This window comes from Ruminiclostridium hungatei (assembly GCF_002051585.1).
GTDB classification, from domain to species: Bacteria; Bacillota; Clostridia; order Acetivibrionales; family DSM-1351; genus Ruminiclostridium; species Ruminiclostridium hungatei.
In genome coordinates, this window is sequence record NZ_MZGX01000012.1 from 35,963 (window position 1) to 52,964 (window position 17,002).

The following is a 17,002-nucleotide window of genomic DNA, read 5'->3' on the forward strand; positions in this document are numbered from 1 at the left end:
GAAGAACGGGAGAACACTAATGAAACTGTCTGAGAGATTCCGCAGTATTTACTTTAACAAAAATGAACTTAGTAATGGTGAAATGACCCAATCCAGAAAACTATCCATTTATGAGGGGTGTACAGCCAGAAGCATTCTTACCCTTACCAGTGGTTCCTTTCTGGTGGGCTTTGCCAAATATTTAGGTGCAAGCAATCAGATATCAGGTATTATTTCAGCCATTCCGGTGCTGGCAGGAATCGTAACGGTTTTCTCTCCCATATGGTTTGAGCGGATGGAAAACAGGAAGCTGATTACTGTGCTGTTTTGCTTCATAGGAAGGTTAATGCTGGGAATGATGGTAGTAATCCCGTTTATAAATATTGCAGGTTCCTTAAAGATTACATTGCTTATTGCCATGTTCCTGCTGGCCAATTTATTTCTTGCAGCCGTTATGCCGTCAGCTCTGACCTGGGTTCTCAACATCACTCCCGAGAGCATAAGGGGAGCGTACTATGGCCGGAGGGAAGCCGTAGTTTTGTCCGCTGTGGCAGCAGTGACACTGATAACGGGCCAGGTGCTTGACAAGTTCCACAGGCTGGGACGCCAGCTTGACGGCTTTGTAGTCCTGTACATATTTGTAATTGTCATAACCCTGGTTAACCTGGTGCTCTTCTCAGGAATGAAGGAGCAGCCCAATAAAATAACCAGGACAAACCTCACCGTGTTTAATATTTTCCGCATTCCCTTAAGGAATAAAAAGTATATGTCTATATCCTTGCTCATGGCAATCTGGAATTTTGGCTACCAGTTGGCCTTTCCGTTCACCGCCGTATACATGGTAGCCGGACTAAGGCTGGGATACGGGCTTATAACACTGATGGCGGTACTGGCATCGGTGGCAAGTGTCATATCCGTTAAATTCTGGGGGCGAATTGCCGACAGAAAGTCCTGGCTGTATTTGACCAATCTGATGATATTCCTGCAAATACTGAGCTTTCTTATCTGGTTTTTTATAAACAGCAGCACCGTAGCACTGCTGCTTCCCATAGCACACATTCTTAGCGGAGCCGCAATTGCGGGAATAAATATATCCCTGAGCAACCTGCAGTACACTTTTTCTCCGGCTGAAAACAAAACGGTCTATATGGGCTTCTCTTCGGCGGTTAACGGCGTAATTGGCTTCCTGGGCACTCTTGCAGGCTCATATTTCATAGCTGCAACAGACGGGTTTTCTCTTTCGGTTTTCAAGCTGTCGTTTGGGAATATGCAATTGATGTTTATAATAGCCGGCATTACCCTGCTTTCGGGCATTGTTGCCACCCGTCAGGCAGTAAATAAGGATTTGTGCAGGCAGAAGCCCTGATGAATTTTTATGCTTCTTTCCAATTGAAATGCATGAAATTATATGCTATTCTTATATGAATTTATTGTGCTTACGAGGTGTATGCTATTATATTATATTTAAAATATTTTACTTTAAATTAAGGCTGTAGCGCCGGTTAACAGGTCTTGACAGATATGTTTGCCCACGCGAGGACGACTTTATTCCTTACTGGAGCTTCGGCGGTATTGACTAAAACTGAAATGGAGATTCTTAAAATAAAATGGAGACTCAGATTCAATATAAAAACAGGGGGCTTATCCTCATAAACATCGTACTTCTGACCTTTATGGCCTGTCTTGACAGCAGTATCGTAAATGTTGTGCTGCCTGTTATGGCCGGGTATTTCAAGGTGGGTATGAATTCCATATCTGTGGTGGTATCAACCTATTTGATTGCCATATCTGCAACAATTCTCATTTTTGGAAGACTGGGTGATATAAAGGGAACTGTGAAAATATTTCAGATAGGAACTGTGATTTTTATAATAGGCTCCTTTTTGTGTGCTATTTCAAGTACACTGTACGTACTGGTGCTTGCAAGAATAATCCAGGCAGTGGGAGCTGCCGGCTTTATGGCAACGAGCCAGGGGATTATAACCAGGGTTTTTCCCGCGGGAGAAAGAGGTAAGGCACTGGGTGTAACCGGATCGTTTGTTGCACTGGGAACGCTGGTGGGACCGCCTCTTGGAGGCTTTATAGTTGATGCCGCCGCCTGGCAGTATATTTTCCTTATAAATATTCCCATTGGTATTTTTGCATTTATACTTGGACTGAAAATACTTCCAAAGGATCAGGAGAACAAAAAAGCAAGACTGGATGTGAAGGGTGGCCTGCTGTTTCTGGTTTTCATTGTGGCATTGTTTGCGGCACTGATTGCGGGAGAACAGGTGGGCTTTACAAGGCCGCTTGTTCTGGCGGGTTTTGCACTGGCAATAGTGGCTTTTATAATATTCCTGAAAGTGGAAATCACAGAGGAAAGCCCTTTGATACAATTGAACATTTTTAAAAATCAGTTGTTCTCACTGAGTATATTGTGCGGCTTCCTGCTTTTTGTAGCTATGAGCTGTTCAAATCTGGTGCTGCCCTTCTATCTCCAGGATGTAATAAAGCTGTCCGCGTCCGCCTCGGGACTTTACCTGATGACATACCCTCTTGTACTGTTTGTGGTGGCTCCAATAAGCGGACATCTGTCGGATAAAATGGGCTCGGAACTGCTTACTCTTATAGGCTTGCTGATTTTCAGCGGGGCTTTTATGGCTATGGCAACTCTGAATCAGAATTTTCAGCCGGTTAAGCTGGTGGTGATTATAGCAATAATGGCTTTGGGCAATGGAATGTTCCAATCTCCAAACAATTCTCTGGTAATGTCTTCGGTTCCAAGGGAGAGAGTGGGGATTGCAGGCAGCATTAATGCCCTGGTAAGGAATTTGGGACTGGTTGTGGGAGTTTCGGTGTCAACCCTGATTCTGTACAGTGCCATGAGCAGCAAGCTGGGCTATACGGTCACTACCTTTGTTGCGGGCAGGGAAGCAGAATTTGCCTATGCCATGAGGGTTACCTATATATGCGCGGGGCTTATTGCCTTCACAGGTGCGGTGCTTACGGCTTTCAGACTGCTTACTGGCAGGAGAAGTGCCCGGGTGCCGAAATCATAGATAACCCATATGGGTTATCTATGATATTATGTATACTAATCACTGACCAAGCAGTTCGAGCAATTGTGCCGGGGATTTCAGATAGTAGTCGGCAGCAATGTTGGCTGAATTATTTGAGCCCCATATGGCAAGTGCAAACTTAACACCGGCATTTTTGGCACACTGGCTGTCAAAAAGAGTGTCGCCCACATACAAGGTTTCGTCGGGCGCTGCGCCCAGCCTCTCCATGGCCTTCTGCAGCGGTTCGGCTTCCGGCTTGTGCCTCACGGTGTCGTCGGAACATATGACTGCGGCAAATTTATTTAGCAAGCCCTGCAGGCAGGTATCTATCTTTATTTCATAATCACATCTGGAGGTGACTACAGCCAGGGGCACATTTTTTGCGCCGAGGCTGTCCAGCAGCTCCTGTATGCCGTCAAAGGTCCGGCAGCGTTTAAAACCTTCTATCAGGTACTTATAATAGTCCTTTATTGTGCCCTCGATATCGGTAAAGCCGTATCTTTCCAAGGATTGGCGGGTGGGAACACCGTAGCCCTTTAAGAGCTCCTGGTCGGTAAAATATCTTCCGTGCTTTTGAAAAATTACACTCTGGTAAGCAAACATGACAGCTTCTTCGGTATCTACCATTGTGCCGTCTACATCGAATACAACGTATTTATACATATTGGCGGCCTCCAACTTGAATATTGATATGTCAGCTATTCGGCTATAGCTGACATATCTGTTATTATAGCATTAAATTAACCTGTAGTGCTAATTGAAAATGTGATAAAAGGAAGAGAATGCTATTCACTCCCGGACAAGCTTCAAATAAATGCTTGTATATAACGCTTTTGGCGAAATTGCAATATCTTTCGGCATGCCTTTTTAGACGTCGCAGCAACTCGGCCATCCAGGCCTCGGGAGCTGCTTAAATTGACGTCCTGTCAGTTTAACTGCCAAAGCAGCATGCCAAAAGCCTACAATTTCAGCAAAAGCTTTTAATCATACTACGCATTTCTTTAAAGTCGTCCTCACGTGAATTGCAAACTTGCCTCTTAATGACTTTATTAACTAGCACAACGAATTATAATATTATCTACAAGGGGTCATGTCTGTAATTATACATTCTGGTAAGATAAAAAATAACCAGGAAGCATACTCCTGTTGAAAACAGTACATCAAAAACTATAAGCTTATCGGGTATGATATTGCTGATAAGCTTTACGCAAAAATAGCCTGTCACACCGAAGAGGGTGAACACCAGTCCTTTAAGGAAAGACAGCCGTATTTCGCAGACCTTTCTGATTTCGTGCATATTCAGCACAAGTCCTGTAATAGAAGCAATTACCATGGCAATTCCGTATCCGAAAATATTCAGGCCCGGTATTCCGGTCAGAACTATTACCAGCAGCAAGCTTTCCACGGAAACGATGATGGAGTTTTTCAAATTGACGTTTTGCTTTCCCAGGGCGTTAAGGATTCCAAAGGAGGCGGCGGCAACGTAGCTGATAAAATTGCATATGCCCGCTGCCATTATCATCTGCCCCAGGTCGTCACGGCTGTAAAACAGAAGTCCAAGCTTTTTAGGAATACATACAGAGACAATGAGTGTTCCCAGCCCCACCAGGAAGGATGCCCTCAATACTTGCGAAATTCTGTTTTCAGTACTCCAGGAATCCTTTTTGCTCAGGCTCAGGGACATGTCGGGTATCATTACTGTCATCATGGAGCCAATGATTATAAAGGGAAGGTTTACAGTGGTCATAGCCATTCCGAGGAATTTTCCTATCAGCTCCAGCGCGGTATCATAGCTCATACCCGAACTTATGAGCCTTCTTGGCAATATCAGGGTAGATGCGGTATTGAGAATAGAGGATAAGAAACCGTTCAGACTAAGAGGACAGGAAATTATTAATATATCTGTCAGCAATTGCAGCGGATTTTTCACCTTCGCCTTCACAGAAACCAGCTTGCGGGAAAAAAGCTTAAAAGCTGTAAACAGCATCAGCATGCTTATGGACTCACCAACTGCCAAAGCAAAATATGCCGTGGTTACGGCTCCTTTTATATTTTTTACCGACAAAATTGCCATTACCGCAAGAAGTATGGTTACACGTATGCATTTTTCAAGAATATCAATGCCTGCCGGAATGGTGAATTTTTCAAATCCGTAGAAAAAACCTTTAAATATGGCGGACATGGGTATGAAGACAAGTGCAGGACAGATAACCCGTATGGCATCTGCCGCGCGGCTGTCCTTAATGAAAAAGCTGCTGATATTGGAGGCATTTATAAAGACAAGCACAGCCACAGCTATGCTCCACAACCCTAAAAAGCAGATTGCCACCTTTACGGTCCTGTGAAGGTTCCGGTAATCCTTTTTGCTGTTGTATACGGCACAGGTCTTCGAAACGGCGGTGACCAAACCGTCTGCGGTGAGGCACAAAAGCAGGGAATAAACCGGCATTACAAGGCCGTAGAGACCCAGACCGCCTGCCCCAAGCTTTTTTGAAAGAATTATTGAGAATGCGAAGCCTATAAAGCCGGTAATTAAGTTGGATATAGTCAGTATTGCGGAATTTTTATAAAATTTGTCAAGTCCCATGCGGTAGCTCCATTTTTGCCTTATTATTAAATGCTATTCACAATAAGACAGGTTTATTACCGGCAGGGTCCCCAATCCCTTTGCAGGAGAAAATAAAAAGAGGTATCTTTCTTATAAAAGATCCTCTACTTATTGACCAGGTAATATATGAAAATGGTCTGAGCCATGATTATAAATGGAATCAATGTCATGAAGTACCAGTTTCTGGTTTTATGATGAAATAGAAAAAGACCTATGTAAACGCCTATGCTGCCTCCCAGTATTGAAAGGAGAAAGAAGGAGCGTTCAGGTATCCTCCACAGTTTGTTTTTCGCTTTGAATTTGTCCAGTGATACAAGTATAAAGCCAAATATATTCAGTACAGCCAGCAACGGGATTATAAAATTTTGCATAATCGCACCTCATCCAGTATCTAAAGATGTATTATACTATAATAATACAATATTATACCACAAAAGTGCCAGCTTTTTCTTAACAGCAATTACAAGCGTATTTTTTCAGGCCTGGATATGACTCTTTTCAGGTATCAGAGGAGATTGACACAGGGGTGATTATATGATAATCTTTCATAAATAAATTTTGAAACGGAGTCAGCTATGGATAATTTTGAAAATGTGAATATCATAAAGAAGGCAAATGTATATTTCGAAGGTAAGGTTACAAGCAGAACAGTGGTTTTTGGAAGCGGGGAAAGAAAGACCCTTGGCATAATGATGCCGGGTGAATATGAATTCGGAACAGCAGATAAGGAAATTATAGAGATTTTGGCAGGAAAGCTGGACGTGCTGCTGCCTGGAGCAGAAAACTGGCTGTCGGTGGAAGCGGGACAGGAGTTTGAAGTAAAGTCAAATTCCAAATTCCAGCTCAAGGTAACGGAATTGACAGACTACTGCTGCTCATATGTAAAATAGAAAAAATAAAAAAAGGCATGTCATCACTTAATTTGATGACATGCTGTTTTTATTTTTGGAGACTTTTTAAGCCGGCAGACAATTTGTAAAATCCCGAGTATTTGTATATAATAGTGTAAAACATGGAGTAAGGAGGTTTTTATGAAATTTGACTTACTGGACTTGAGTTTTTTTGGTGTGTTGCTGAAGATAATACTTATCGTATTAATATATATAATCATAGTTCAGGCCCTTAAGATTATGTCCAGGGATGTTAAGCGGGGCGGGCTCAAGAATGGGAAAAATCTTGGCTGGAGACTCAAGCTTGTATACCCCGGAGACGGAGGGGCTTTTGTTGAAGGAGATACTATTCCCATTGGCAATAAACTGACCATAGGAAGAAACAGGCAAAACCAGATGGTACTGCCTTCACCGTCTGTTTCCAACTTCCATGTAAAAATATATTTTGAAGACGGGCGCTATATGCTGGAGGATCTCAACTCCACCAACGGCACCTTTATAAATGGTGTTATGGTTGACAAAAAAAGTTTGCAGCCAGGGGATGAGATAAGTATATCCCAAACGGTACTGGTTGTTTCTGATGATGTGTAGTTTATGAAAGGAATTGCTGCCAACCGGATTTTTTGCGGCAGGCTGATACAATGACAAAACGACTTAGAACCTTACAGCTTTTAATATATTTATTCTTATTTTTCGGATTTCTTAATCTCGCTTTTCTGGGAAAACCCATAGACCCCACAGCAGGGGTGTTTTTTGGGGTTATAACGGCTATTATTGCCGTGACCTCCTGGGTGCTTAAAAAGTATTATCCCATGGGTGACAGGCTTATATTTCTCCTGGCGGCAATGCTTTGCTCCATCGGAATCATAATGCTGTTCCGGCTTGACAGGGATACCGCCGTAAAGCAGCTCGGCTGGCTGGTAATAGGTATAGTAATGTTCCTGTTTGTGGTGCTCTATCTGAAAAAAGGACTGGTAAAGTACGCAAAATATAGATATGTATTTCTGGCTGGAACCATATTGTTCATGGCAATGGCCACCTTTATAGGAGTGGAGATACTGGGAGCGAAGAACTGGGTCAGGATAGGGACGACCTATGGTTTCCAGCCCTCTGAATTCGGAAAGATATTCCTTATTCTTTATCTGTCCACTGCCCTGTCCCATATAACCTCAAGGAAACAGCTTATTGAGCCCGGTATTGTAATAATAGTGGCACTGGGCTTCATGGTGCTGCAGAAAGACCTGGGGACGGCGCTGATAATATTCGCGGTGGCAGTGACCATGGTATACCTTGCAACGTCTAAAAAGCTTTACGTACTTATTTCCCTTGGCTTGTTCAGCGGGGGAGGACTGGCCAGCTATGCCGTTTTCGGCCATATCAGGAGGCGCTTTATGATATGGCTCAATCCCTGGGATTATGTCTATAACGAAAGCTACCAACTGGTGCAATCCATGTATGCCATCGCAATGGGCGGCCTTTTCGGAAGAGGCTTGGGTATGGGGCATCCCGGCTATGTGGCTGTCAATGAATCCGACTTTATTTTCTCGGTAATCTGTGAAGAAATGGGACTGCTCATGGGTCTGGCCGTATTAATACTGCATTTCCTCCTGTTTTACAGGTCCATTAGGAGTGCCATACATGCTGAGAATAATTTTACAAAGCTTCTGACTGCGGGACTCAGCGTCATGATAGCCACTCAGGCACTTGTAATAGTAGGCGGCGTAACCGGTTTTATTCCATTGACGGGAATAACGCTTCCTTTTGTGAGCTACGGGGGAACCTCCCTGTTAATAAGCTTTTTGGCTTTAAGCATAATACAAAAGGTATCGGAAGGGGACGAAGGTGATACTCAGGATGGATAATCTGACTGTAAATATAAAAAGGGTAATGGCAATTTTTCTTGTAGTATTTGTGATTCTTATCAGCTACCTGGCATATTTCACACTTTTCAGAGGCCCTGAAATATCCACCAGGCCTGATAACAAAAGAATGTGGGATATACGCAACAAGGTGGTCAGAGGGACCATTTTCGACAGAAACGGAAAAGAGCTTTCGGTCAGTGAGAAAACAAAAAACGGAACGTACAGAAGAACCTACAGGGGAGGACCGGCTACAGCACAGGTACTTGGCTACTACGATCCCCAGTATGGCATCTCCGGGCTTGAAAACCTGTATGACAGCTATTTGTCCAGCAACATATCCGCTTCTTTGGCGGCATGGGTGGGCAATGGCTTAAAAGCGGTGAATAAAAAGGGAGACGACGTTTACACCAGCCTGGATTTCGGCTTGCAGCAGACGGCGTATGATGCCCTGGGTTCTTCCAGGGGCTCGGTTGTGGTAATAAAGGTTGATACAGGGGAGATTCTTGCCATGGTGTCCAAGCCCTCCTATGATCCCAATGCTCTGGAAAGCAACTGGAAGAAGTTGAGTGCAGACGAACAAAGGCCTCTTTTGAACAGGTCTGTCTCCGGTCTCTATCCTCCGGGGTCCACCTTCAAGGTGGTGACCGGTATAAGCGCTCTGGAAAATATCACGGGTATGGTGGAGGAGACCTTTAACGACCAGGGAAAGCTGGTACTGGGAAAGGACTATACTTTAAGCAATGACAAGGGAAAGGCAATGGGAAAGATCAATTTCGAACAGGCCATGATAAAATCCAGCAACGTATTCTTTGGAAACCTGGGAATACGTCTTGAAGAAAAGCTTTTTAAAACTGCCGGTAAATTCGGGTTTAACAGAAATATACCTGCAGACGGTATAATAATAGACAACAGCTGGTTTCCCAAATACAAGGCTTCAGAAAAAGGAAATCTGGCTCAAGCCGGAATAGGACAGGCTGAAATTCTGGCAACTCCGGTGCAAATGGCTTTGGTGGCGCAGACCGTGGCAAACGGCGGAACCATGATGAAACCGGTTTTGGTGAACAAGGTGGTTAATTACGACGGGAAAACTGTCAGGGAACTTAAGCCTTCCGCCTTGGAACAGGTTACCTCAGAGGGCTATGCCGCTGAAATAAGCCGGTACATGCGGGAGGTTGTGGAAAAGGGGACCGGCACAAGGGCACAGGTGAGCGGAGTCCAGGTGTGCGGAAAAACCGGCACCGCTCAGCATGTGGAAAGCAAAACACCCCATAGCTGGTTTATTGGGTTTGCACCCTATAAGAATCCTCAGATAGCCGTTGCCGTGCTTGTGGAGGAAGGCGGCTACGGAGGAACCGCGGCGGCAAAGATATCTGCCGCCGTAATGAACAGATACTTTAAAAAGTAAATCTGTCCTTCCCGTTTATTTCAGTTTAGACAGGACAACAGCAATTTCTGCTCTGGTGGCCATGACTCTTGGGTTTAGTTTTGAGCCGGAACCGCTCACTATGCCGTTTTTGACCATAACCGCCAGGGCTTCCCTTGCATAACTGCTGACCTGTGAGGCATCGGTAAATTTGCCAAGCTCAGAGCCGGAGGCAGGTGCCAGGGAAATGCCCGCAGCCTGTACCCCCTTATATACCTGCACCAGCATATCCTGTCTTGATATGTTTGCTTTTGGCTCAAATTTCCCGTTTCCCGTACCTGCCGTAATCCCCAGGGACTTTGCAGCTCCAATGGCATTATAGTAATACGAGTCCAGGGGTACATCCGTAAAGTTATTTCCTGCTTCTCCCTTCAGCTCCAAGGCCTTTGTCAGCATGAGCAGAAAGTCACCGCGTTTAGTGTTGCTCATGGGCAGGAAGGCATTCTGGCCTGCACCTGCAACCACACCTTTTTCGTACAGCCTGTCAATGGCTTCTATAGCCCAGTATACATTTTGCCCCACATCGTTGAAATACCTGGACTTATTGTTTATTATAAGTCCCTTGCTCTGGTTATGGAGCCTGTCCAGGGAGGAAACCACATAGGTGACTCCATTCATTGAGATTCCGGAGGTATCGGTAAACTGCTGTATTCCGGAAGCTGTTTTTCTTACGGTGGCAATAAGCCTTTTTGAACTCTCATCCGAGGTTATGTCCGGGGTTTCGCTGCTTGAGTACCTGTATATTGCAAAATACGCTGTTGCAGTGTCGTTGTCCGTCCAGGTGAGCTTTATGCCTGCCGGGTTTGAACCAATAGCACCTCCGGCGGGAATGCCGGGGGCGCGCCCGCCCTTCCAGGGCATGACGGGAACAAGGGCCCGGGAAGACCACAAATCAGTCTGCAAGGCAGCTACAGCAGCCTGTCTGGGGCTTTCAAAAAAATTATTCATTCTGAACATGACACTGCCCTTTATATCAGGATGGACAGTATTAAGCTTTATCTGACGGGACATTTCAGGCACTCCGTTTTCAATGGAAAAGTCCTTGTCACTGGAAGTGCTTCCCTCATTCACCCGGTATAGGGCTTGCCCTATATATAAATGCACCTTTTTATTCCGTACTGTTTTGGCCCACCAGTCCGCCAGAACGCCATAGGGAGCAGCCGGATTTGCATAAGTGAAGTATATCTGGGGGCAGATATAATCTATCAGCTCTTCGTTTACCCATTTCCGGGTATCCGCATAGCATTTGTCATAGTTTGTGTAGGAGGAATTTGTGTCTGAACCTGCCGGGTCATCCTTTTTATTGCGCCAGATAGCGGAGGGGCTGACACCAAATTTGACCCAGGGCTTTGCAGCCCGGATTTTGGAGGATAGTTCCTTTACCAGAAGATACGTATTGTTCCTTCTCCAATCCGCCTTTTTTGCAAATTGCCCATTGTTGTATTTCTGAAAGGTCGCGTCGTCTCCCATTTCATTTGTTACAGCCTCATAGTAAAAGTAATCGTCAAAGTGTACTCCGTCTATATCGTATTTATTTACAACCTCCATAACACAGTCTTCAACCCATTTTCTGGCATCGGGAATTCCCGGGTCTATAACAAACCTGCTGCTGGCAGTTCTGATCCAGTCCGGATGCTCCTTATAAACACTTTTGGAAATATTGAGAGAGCTTTTGGTTGCTTCGCTTGTATCCATGGATACTCTGTAGGGGTTAAACCAGGCATGCAGTTCAAGATTCCTTTTGTGAGCCTCTTCAATGGCAAACTGCAAGGGATCAAAGCCGGGGTCTTTCCCGAAGGTTCCCGTAAGATACCGTGACCAGGGCACCAGCTCGGATTTATATAAGGCGTCACTTGTGGAACGCACTTGTAAAAATACCGCATTCATATTAAGGGAAACAGCCTTGTCCAATAATATTATCAGTTCTTCCTTGGATTTTTGAATTCTTAGGCTGCTGTCGGTAATTGCTTTAGTTTTGGAGGAGGGCCAGTCCAGGTTTACCACTGTGCTTATCCAGGCACCGCGCAACTGGCTTTTGGTTACAGGAGTATAGTCCGGTATATATTTGGCGTAGGCATCCCAGGCTGCTGCAAGAACCTGAAAAGGAAGCAGCAGGCAGATAAGGAGTACCAGTGTTGTTTTTATGACCTGTACCGGAATGCGATTTTTATTCATTTTGTCCCCCCGAATATAACCTTGACCCTGTTTTTTTATATTTTTGATGTATAGTCTCTTAAGAAAATGTTTGTAAAGTAAAGTGAAAGGAGTATTATGGTTTACATAAAATAGGCAAAGGCTGATAAAGTACCTGCCAAATTAAAGTCCATGCCTATATGTTAAGGTATGGACACAGCCAACGTCAATGCTATGCACAATAGTGTAAATAAAATGTAAAGAGCCGGAGATATAAAATCCCGGCTCCTTACAGATGCTTTGCTATTCCCGTTTTCCGGAAGGCTCGCGGTACATAAGCAGCAGAAGTATGGAAAGGATACAGAACACTGCCACTGTCAGATACATTTGTCTGAAGCCTTTGCTTAATGAGCTCTGAAAGGATTTCTGAAGCTGTGGCTGCATACTTTCGATTTTTGCCAGGTAATCCTTTTTTGCGTCTTCAAAGGCACCTGGAACTATTTTTCTCAATTCCTCCATTTTGGCCATGGAGTCCGTCATAACAGACCTCTGGTTTTTCATGGTGGTTACTGCTGCGGCCATGGCATACTGGTTATTATTTACGGCTTCACCTTCCATTTGTGATATAGCCGCGTCAATTCCGTAAATTCCCTTGCTGATACCGTCAATTCCCTTCTGCAGGCCTGTCTGGATTTGTTCAATAACCTGGGGAGTATTCCGATCGTACATGTAAACGGATAGCTCCTTTGCCTTTTCAGTTATATTTGTCACATCAGAGGACTGCAAAGACCTTAAAAGCTCCCTGGGCAGGCTGCCGGTGCCGCCTGCATCAAATCTCATACCGTTGACCTTGCTCAGCTCCGGGATTTCTACGTCCTTAAGCATGGCGGCCATTCTGGGCTCCTTCTTCATGTCCTCAAGGGTTTTCTTAAGCTCCACTGCCTGGGATATTACCGGCGCTGTTGGCTGGGGGAGCAGTACAAGCAGCTCCTGCTGGGCTGCAATTCCCGCCTGGGAGATAAAGCCTATCATGATTGAGGGGGCAATAACCGTTCCTATGGACCTTACCAGTGAAAGAGCGGCCAGTGCCGAATTTGCATTCTCCTTTTTTGTATTGCCCAGCATCATGTAATTGAGGGGTGAGCCCATGACAAAGCCCAGACCTGTGCCAATAAGGGCCAGACTTATAAGTACTGTGGCCAGGTTGTTTGCTCCGGTTGCCACAAAGGCAAGAAAAAGTGAGCCTGCCAGAGATACAACAAAGCCTCCTGCCAGTACCTTGCCGGCGCCATGCCTATCCACCAGCCTGCCGCTCAAAGGGGCGCCGATGGCAGTAAACAGACCCAGTATCGTTACAAAATATCCTCCCTTGCCGGTTGCTATACAGAGTGCATTTTCCGAAAATTGAGGTACGAATATCATCCCCATCATGCAAATACCTGTGAAAAAGCCTGCTGCCAGAGTAATCAGCACCTTTGGCGAGGTGAAGTATTTCAGATTGAGAACAGGGTCCTGTGCCCGTCTCTCAAGGAATACAAATACCGGCAAAAGCAGCAGGAATAAAAGGAGGAAGGGGTAAACGGCTGTGGTCCGCAAGGTGGCTGTGAAGTTGAAAAAGTCAATGTTTTTAAGTCCGTATATCAAAGACATTATCATGCAGATAATTGCTATGGTACCTAATATGTCTATTTTTCCAGGCTGGTGGCTATTTTTGTTCAAAGGCAGGAAAATTATTCCGAAAATGATAATAACAATACTGATGGGCAGGTTTATGTAAAACAGAAACTGCCAGTTCTCAATACCGAAGATATCCAGAATTGCACTTCCCAGCGATGAACCAAGTATGTTGGCAAGCCCGTATACTCCCCCCAGAAGTCCCAGAGCCATACCCCTTTTGTCCTCGGGGAAGGTTGTTCCAAACTCTGCATTGGCTATGGGCATTATTCCTCCGCCTCCCACTGCCTGTATAACGCGGCCGGTCAGGAGCATGGGAAAACTGCTGAAGTTTGCGGAAAGGCCGCAGATAAGCGAACCTATTCCAAACAAGCTTATACAGACCAGATAGACCTGCTTTCTTCCCAGCCTGTCGGCCAGTTTGCCTGATACGGGAATGGAAGCCGCATAAGCCAGTGTGAAAATGGTAATCATCCAGATGCCCAGTTTGTCTCCAACTCCAAGATTGGCCTGTATGACTGTTCTGGCAGGGGTTATGATTCCGGTGTCAATGGCTCCCATAAATATTCCCAGCATATACAGGAACATTATCATTCCAAGCTTCGGTTTTGCCGGATTGCTGTCCAGTGGCATAAAAAAGTCTCCTTTACTAAATGCTCGCATCTGCCAGTTGTTCCAGCAGAGCTGCCAGTGCCGGCTTGAGTCTGCTGAACTCAGCTTCTTCATTTGAGTATGAAATGAGTACGTGGGCTATAATATCACTGATATCCACAGCCTCCCGGGAGTGCTGTTTTTTTTCGGCCGCCGGCTGTACAAGGGCAAGGACCTTTTCGGATATTTGATTCCGCAGCAGCTTTCTCTTCTCATTGAGCTTGCTCACATTCATTTCTTCAGTATTTTCAACAGGATGAGTCTGAAACCACTTTCCATGAACATTGATCATAAAATTATTCAGTTCATCATATATGATTTTCAGCTTGTCAATCCGGGGTGCAGAGTGCCTGGTACTCTGGTCCACCCTTCTTAACATGAGGTTCCATTCGTTTAAAAGTATTTCGGCAATTATCTGGTTTTTTGAGCTGTAGTAGTTATATACGGTTCCTGTGGCCACACCGCACCGCGCGGCTATATTCCGTATATTCAGTTCGGAATAGCCCGTTTCTTTTATCATCTGACGTGTGACAGCCAGAATATCCTCTTTTACATTGGTTAGGTTTTTAGGCATGATTCATCTCCTTTTTTATGAACAATGTTCATTATATTCCCTCTTATACTTTTTTGCAATACAAATTGCAATACTATTTCCACAGGTATAAATATTATTTGTTGAAAAAACGGGCAAATTATATATGCGGACTGCGGATGTACTGCGAAGGGGCAGAAAATTTTCTACATAACCTTTGATTAAATTTTAAAGGCTTCAGAAAAGGAAGGGTGACAAATATGGAAACAAGCATTTTTGAAGTGTTGGGCCCTGTTATGATAGGTCCCTCCAGCTCTCATACGGCCGGAGCTGCAAGAATTGCACGCATAGCCAGAGCTGTGGCGGATGAGGATGTAGTCAGCGTCGTATTCGGACTTCACGGCTCCTTTGCAAAAACCTATAAAGGGCATGGCACCGATAAGGCGCTTGTGGCAGGCATACTGGGGATGAGGGAGGATGATGAGGATATTCGCAATTCTTTTAGTATTGCCCGGGAGAAAGGTATGGAGTACCGGTTCAGGGAGGTGGAACTGTCCGACGCACATGAAAATACGGTGCTTGTGGAGACAACCGGCAGCAATAACCGTCAGCACAGGATTACAGGCGCTTCTGTGGGGGGAGGCAGTATTCTCATAACCAATATAGACGGCTTTGAGGTGGAAATAACTGCGGAAAATCCCGTAATAATTATAAAAATGAGGGATAAGAAGGGCGTTATCAGCGAGATAACCGCTTTATTGGCAAATAACAATATTAATATCGCAGTTATGCGGGTCAGCAGAAAGGGGAAGGGCTCTGAAGCCTCCACAATAATTGAGACCGACGACAGGATTTCCCTGTCAATCATTGAACGGCTTTCGGAAATAAAATATGTAGATGATGTGAAGGTTATGAATTTTGCTGTGGAGAAAGGCATCTGATGCCGGGGAGGGCTTATGTACGGCAATGGAAAAGAACTTTTGGAGCTGGCGGCGGCAAGAAATTCGAGACTGTCGGATATTATCATTGAAAATGAGATGGAGAACTCGGGAAAGTCGGAGCAGGAGATACTGGAGGCCATGGGAAAAAGATTCCTGGTCATGAAGGAGTCGGCTCAAAGAGCGTTGAAGGAACCGCTGGAAACTGTGGGCGGTATGATTTCGGGAGATTCCGGAAGGATAAATGCTTTCTCCGGAACAGGAAAAACCTTGTCAGGAGAGTTCATGGGAAAAGTTATGGCCAGAGCGCTTTCCTCCTGTGAGGTAAACGCTTCCATGGGCAGGATTTGTGCGGCACCCACGGCCGGCTCCTGCGGGATAGTGCCTGCGGTTGTTATATCTGTGTGCGAGAAGCTGGGTCTGGGAGAGGAAAGCGCTGTAAGGGGACTGATTACCTGCTCCGGCATAGGAGCAATCATAGTAAAGCATGCCACCGTTGCCGGAGCAGAGGGAGGCTGCCAGGCAGAATGCGGTGCTGCCGCTGCAATGAGTGCCGCCGCCGCTGTTGAATTGGCCGGCGGTACACCTGAGATGAGCCTCAACGCCGCGGCAATAGCCTTTAAAAATATTCTGGGGCTCATATGCGATCCGGTTGCCGGCCTTGTTGAAGTTCCCTGTGCAAAAAGAAATGCGTCCCAGGCTGTAAATGCGATTACTTCCGCCGACCTGGCCCTTTCGGGCATCAAAAGCAATATTCCGTTTGACGAGGTGGTGGAGGCCATGTACAAGGTGGGAAAAATGCTGCCTTATCAACTGAGGGAAACAGCCATGGGAGGCATTGCTGCCACAGAAACTGCAAAGGGCATAGCCGCCCGTATTTTTGGAAAATAGAATCACACGCTTTGATCAAACTTGGCCCCAAGATTGGGATTGACGCTAAGTTCCATCATTTTCTTCATGGCTTCAGAGGCCTGCTCTGCCGTGTTCATAGAGAGCTTTGCTATGGCAAGGCCCACAGCCTGGCCCATGGAGGCATGGGATTTCAAAACTGACAATGCGGCAATATCCATATGACACAACTCCTTTACAGGTATATTCATTATTTTACACTCTTTAAATAAAAACCACAATAACCATTGGGTATAATACCGGTTTTCATTGAACCTCATGGAACCCTCGTGCTACGTTTCTTGACTGGCGCAGCAACTAAACGTATAATGATTCAAAGGATATAAGGCGTGCAGGATATGGATTTTCCCTGTCTTTCGTCT

The 17,002-nt window shown here is 45.3% G+C and carries 15 protein-coding genes; 8 read left to right on the forward strand and 7 right to left on the reverse strand.

Annotation, left to right across the window (positions count from 1 at the left end; all coding sequences use genetic code 11):
- The first annotated feature begins 19 nt into the window (after positions 1 to 19).
- On the forward strand, positions 20 to 1,345 hold the full coding sequence (locus CLHUN_RS10135; RefSeq protein ID WP_080064477.1) for an MFS transporter: 1,326 nt from the start codon (positions 20 to 22) through the stop codon (positions 1,343 to 1,345).
- 241 nt (positions 1,346 to 1,586) lie between these two features.
- Positions 1,587 to 3,020: an MFS transporter gene (locus CLHUN_RS10140; protein WP_080064478.1), complete on the forward strand. Its 1,434-nt coding sequence runs from the start codon at positions 1,587 to 1,589 to the stop codon at positions 3,018 to 3,020.
- Between the two features lie 39 nt (positions 3,021 to 3,059).
- Here CLHUN_RS10140 and CLHUN_RS10145 read toward each other — a convergent pair whose 3' ends face one another.
- The 3 genes from CLHUN_RS10145 to CLHUN_RS10155 all read right to left on the reverse strand — a co-directional run bounded on the left by CLHUN_RS10145 (position 3,060) and on the right by CLHUN_RS10155 (position 5,999).
- On the reverse strand, positions 3,060 to 3,683 hold the full coding sequence (locus tag CLHUN_RS10145) for an HAD family hydrolase (RefSeq protein ID WP_080064479.1): 624 nt from the start codon (positions 3,681 to 3,683) through the stop codon (positions 3,060 to 3,062).
- A gap of 415 nt (positions 3,684 to 4,098) precedes the next feature.
- On the reverse strand, positions 4,099 to 5,607 hold the full coding sequence (spoVB, locus tag CLHUN_RS10150) for a stage V sporulation protein B (RefSeq protein ID WP_080064480.1): 1,509 nt from the start codon (positions 5,605 to 5,607) through the stop codon (positions 4,099 to 4,101).
- 125 nt (positions 5,608 to 5,732) lie between these two features.
- Positions 5,733 to 5,999, reverse strand: coding sequence for a DUF1294 domain-containing protein (locus CLHUN_RS10155; protein ID WP_080064481.1), 267 nt, complete (start codon positions 5,997 to 5,999; stop codon positions 5,733 to 5,735).
- A 204-nt stretch (positions 6,000 to 6,203) separates the two neighbouring features.
- Here CLHUN_RS10155 and ppnP point away from each other — a divergent pair, with 204 nt between their 5' ends.
- From ppnP to CLHUN_RS10175, 4 genes are all read left to right on the forward strand, one after another.
- Positions 6,204 to 6,518, forward strand: coding sequence for a pyrimidine/purine nucleoside phosphorylase (ppnP, locus tag CLHUN_RS10160; RefSeq protein WP_080064482.1), 315 nt, complete (start codon positions 6,204 to 6,206; stop codon positions 6,516 to 6,518).
- A 141-nt stretch (positions 6,519 to 6,659) separates the two neighbouring features.
- The gene (locus CLHUN_RS10165) at positions 6,660 to 7,109 is read left to right on the forward strand and encodes an FHA domain-containing protein (RefSeq protein ID WP_117387041.1); all 450 of its coding nucleotides are present in this window, start codon (positions 6,660 to 6,662) and stop codon (positions 7,107 to 7,109) included.
- Positions 7,110 to 7,159: 50 nt separating this feature from the next.
- Positions 7,160 to 8,380 carry an FtsW/RodA/SpoVE family cell cycle protein gene (locus tag CLHUN_RS10170; protein WP_080064483.1) on the forward strand — a complete coding sequence of 407 codons (1,221 nt, stop codon included), beginning with the start codon at positions 7,160 to 7,162 and terminating at the stop codon, positions 8,378 to 8,380.
- Positions 8,373 to 9,785, forward strand: a complete 1,413-nt coding sequence (locus tag CLHUN_RS10175; RefSeq protein ID WP_080064484.1) for a peptidoglycan D,D-transpeptidase FtsI family protein — start codon at positions 8,373 to 8,375, stop codon at positions 9,783 to 9,785. The genes CLHUN_RS10170 and CLHUN_RS10175 overlap by 8 nt, the downstream gene beginning before the upstream one ends.
- Before the next feature lie 15 nt (positions 9,786 to 9,800).
- Here CLHUN_RS10175 and CLHUN_RS10180 read toward each other — a convergent pair whose 3' ends face one another.
- The 3 genes from CLHUN_RS10180 to CLHUN_RS10190 form a co-directional block, all read right to left on the reverse strand.
- Positions 9,801 to 11,978: a family 10 glycosylhydrolase gene (locus CLHUN_RS10180; protein ID WP_080064485.1), complete on the reverse strand. Its 2,178-nt coding sequence runs from the start codon at positions 11,976 to 11,978 to the stop codon at positions 9,801 to 9,803.
- Between the two features lie 261 nt (positions 11,979 to 12,239).
- Entirely contained in the window at positions 12,240 to 14,243 is a 2,004-nt protein-coding gene (locus CLHUN_RS10185; RefSeq protein ID WP_080064486.1) for an MFS transporter, read from the reverse strand.
- A 16-nt stretch (positions 14,244 to 14,259) separates the two neighbouring features.
- Positions 14,260 to 14,835 carry a TetR/AcrR family transcriptional regulator gene (locus tag CLHUN_RS10190; protein WP_080064487.1) on the reverse strand — a complete coding sequence of 192 codons (576 nt, stop codon included), beginning with the start codon at positions 14,833 to 14,835 and terminating at the stop codon, positions 14,260 to 14,262.
- Positions 14,836 to 15,053: 218 nt separating this feature from the next.
- On the opposite strand from CLHUN_RS10190, the gene sdaAB reads away from it, so the two are divergent.
- Entirely contained in the window at positions 15,054 to 15,734 is a 681-nt protein-coding gene (gene sdaAB / locus CLHUN_RS10195; protein WP_080064488.1) for an L-serine ammonia-lyase, iron-sulfur-dependent subunit beta, read from the forward strand.
- A 15-nt stretch (positions 15,735 to 15,749) separates the two neighbouring features.
- Positions 15,750 to 16,622 carry an L-serine ammonia-lyase, iron-sulfur-dependent, subunit alpha gene (sdaAA, locus tag CLHUN_RS10200; RefSeq protein WP_080064489.1) on the forward strand — a complete coding sequence of 291 codons (873 nt, stop codon included), beginning with the start codon at positions 15,750 to 15,752 and terminating at the stop codon, positions 16,620 to 16,622.
- Between the two features lie 2 nt (positions 16,623 to 16,624).
- On the opposite strand, the gene CLHUN_RS10205 is transcribed toward sdaAA, so the two are convergent.
- A complete protein-coding gene (locus tag CLHUN_RS10205; protein WP_080064490.1) occupies positions 16,625 to 16,801 on the reverse strand; it encodes a YjfB family protein in 177 nt (58 codons plus the stop codon).
- Positions 16,802 to 17,002: the final 201 nt, after the last annotated feature.

What these genes read in the sequence shown, in the direction of transcription:
- CLHUN_RS10135 (WP_080064477.1), top strand. Translation starts at nt 20, where the DNA reads ATGAAACTGTCTGAGAGATTCCGCAGTATTTACTTTAACAAAAATGAA.
- CLHUN_RS10140 (WP_080064478.1), top strand. Translation starts at nt 1,587, where the DNA reads ATGGAGACTCAGATTCAATATAAAAACAGGGGGCTTATCCTCATAAAC.
- CLHUN_RS10145 (WP_080064479.1), bottom strand. Translation starts at nt 3,683, where the DNA reads ATGTATAAATACGTTGTATTCGATGTAGACGGCACAATGGTAGATACC.
- spoVB (WP_080064480.1), bottom strand. Translation starts at nt 5,607, where the DNA reads ATGGGACTTGACAAATTTTATAAAAATTCCGCAATACTGACTATATCC.
- CLHUN_RS10155 (WP_080064481.1), bottom strand. Translation starts at nt 5,999, where the DNA reads ATGCAAAATTTTATAATCCCGTTGCTGGCTGTACTGAATATATTTGGC.
- ppnP (WP_080064482.1), top strand. Translation starts at nt 6,204, where the DNA reads ATGGATAATTTTGAAAATGTGAATATCATAAAGAAGGCAAATGTATAT.
- CLHUN_RS10165 (WP_117387041.1), top strand. Translation starts at nt 6,660, where the DNA reads ATGAAATTTGACTTACTGGACTTGAGTTTTTTTGGTGTGTTGCTGAAG.
- CLHUN_RS10170 (WP_080064483.1), top strand. Translation starts at nt 7,160, where the DNA reads ATGACAAAACGACTTAGAACCTTACAGCTTTTAATATATTTATTCTTA.
- CLHUN_RS10175 (WP_080064484.1), top strand. Translation starts at nt 8,373, where the DNA reads ATGGATAATCTGACTGTAAATATAAAAAGGGTAATGGCAATTTTTCTT.
- CLHUN_RS10180 (WP_080064485.1), bottom strand. Translation starts at nt 11,978, where the DNA reads ATGAATAAAAATCGCATTCCGGTACAGGTCATAAAAACAACACTGGTA.
- CLHUN_RS10185 (WP_080064486.1), bottom strand. Translation starts at nt 14,243, where the DNA reads ATGCCACTGGACAGCAATCCGGCAAAACCGAAGCTTGGAATGATAATG.
- CLHUN_RS10190 (WP_080064487.1), bottom strand. Translation starts at nt 14,835, where the DNA reads ATGCCTAAAAACCTAACCAATGTAAAAGAGGATATTCTGGCTGTCACA.
- sdaAB (WP_080064488.1), top strand. Translation starts at nt 15,054, where the DNA reads ATGGAAACAAGCATTTTTGAAGTGTTGGGCCCTGTTATGATAGGTCCC.
- sdaAA (WP_080064489.1), top strand. Translation starts at nt 15,750, where the DNA reads ATGTACGGCAATGGAAAAGAACTTTTGGAGCTGGCGGCGGCAAGAAAT.
- CLHUN_RS10205 (WP_080064490.1), bottom strand. Translation starts at nt 16,801, where the DNA reads ATGGATATTGCCGCATTGTCAGTTTTGAAATCCCATGCCTCCATGGGC.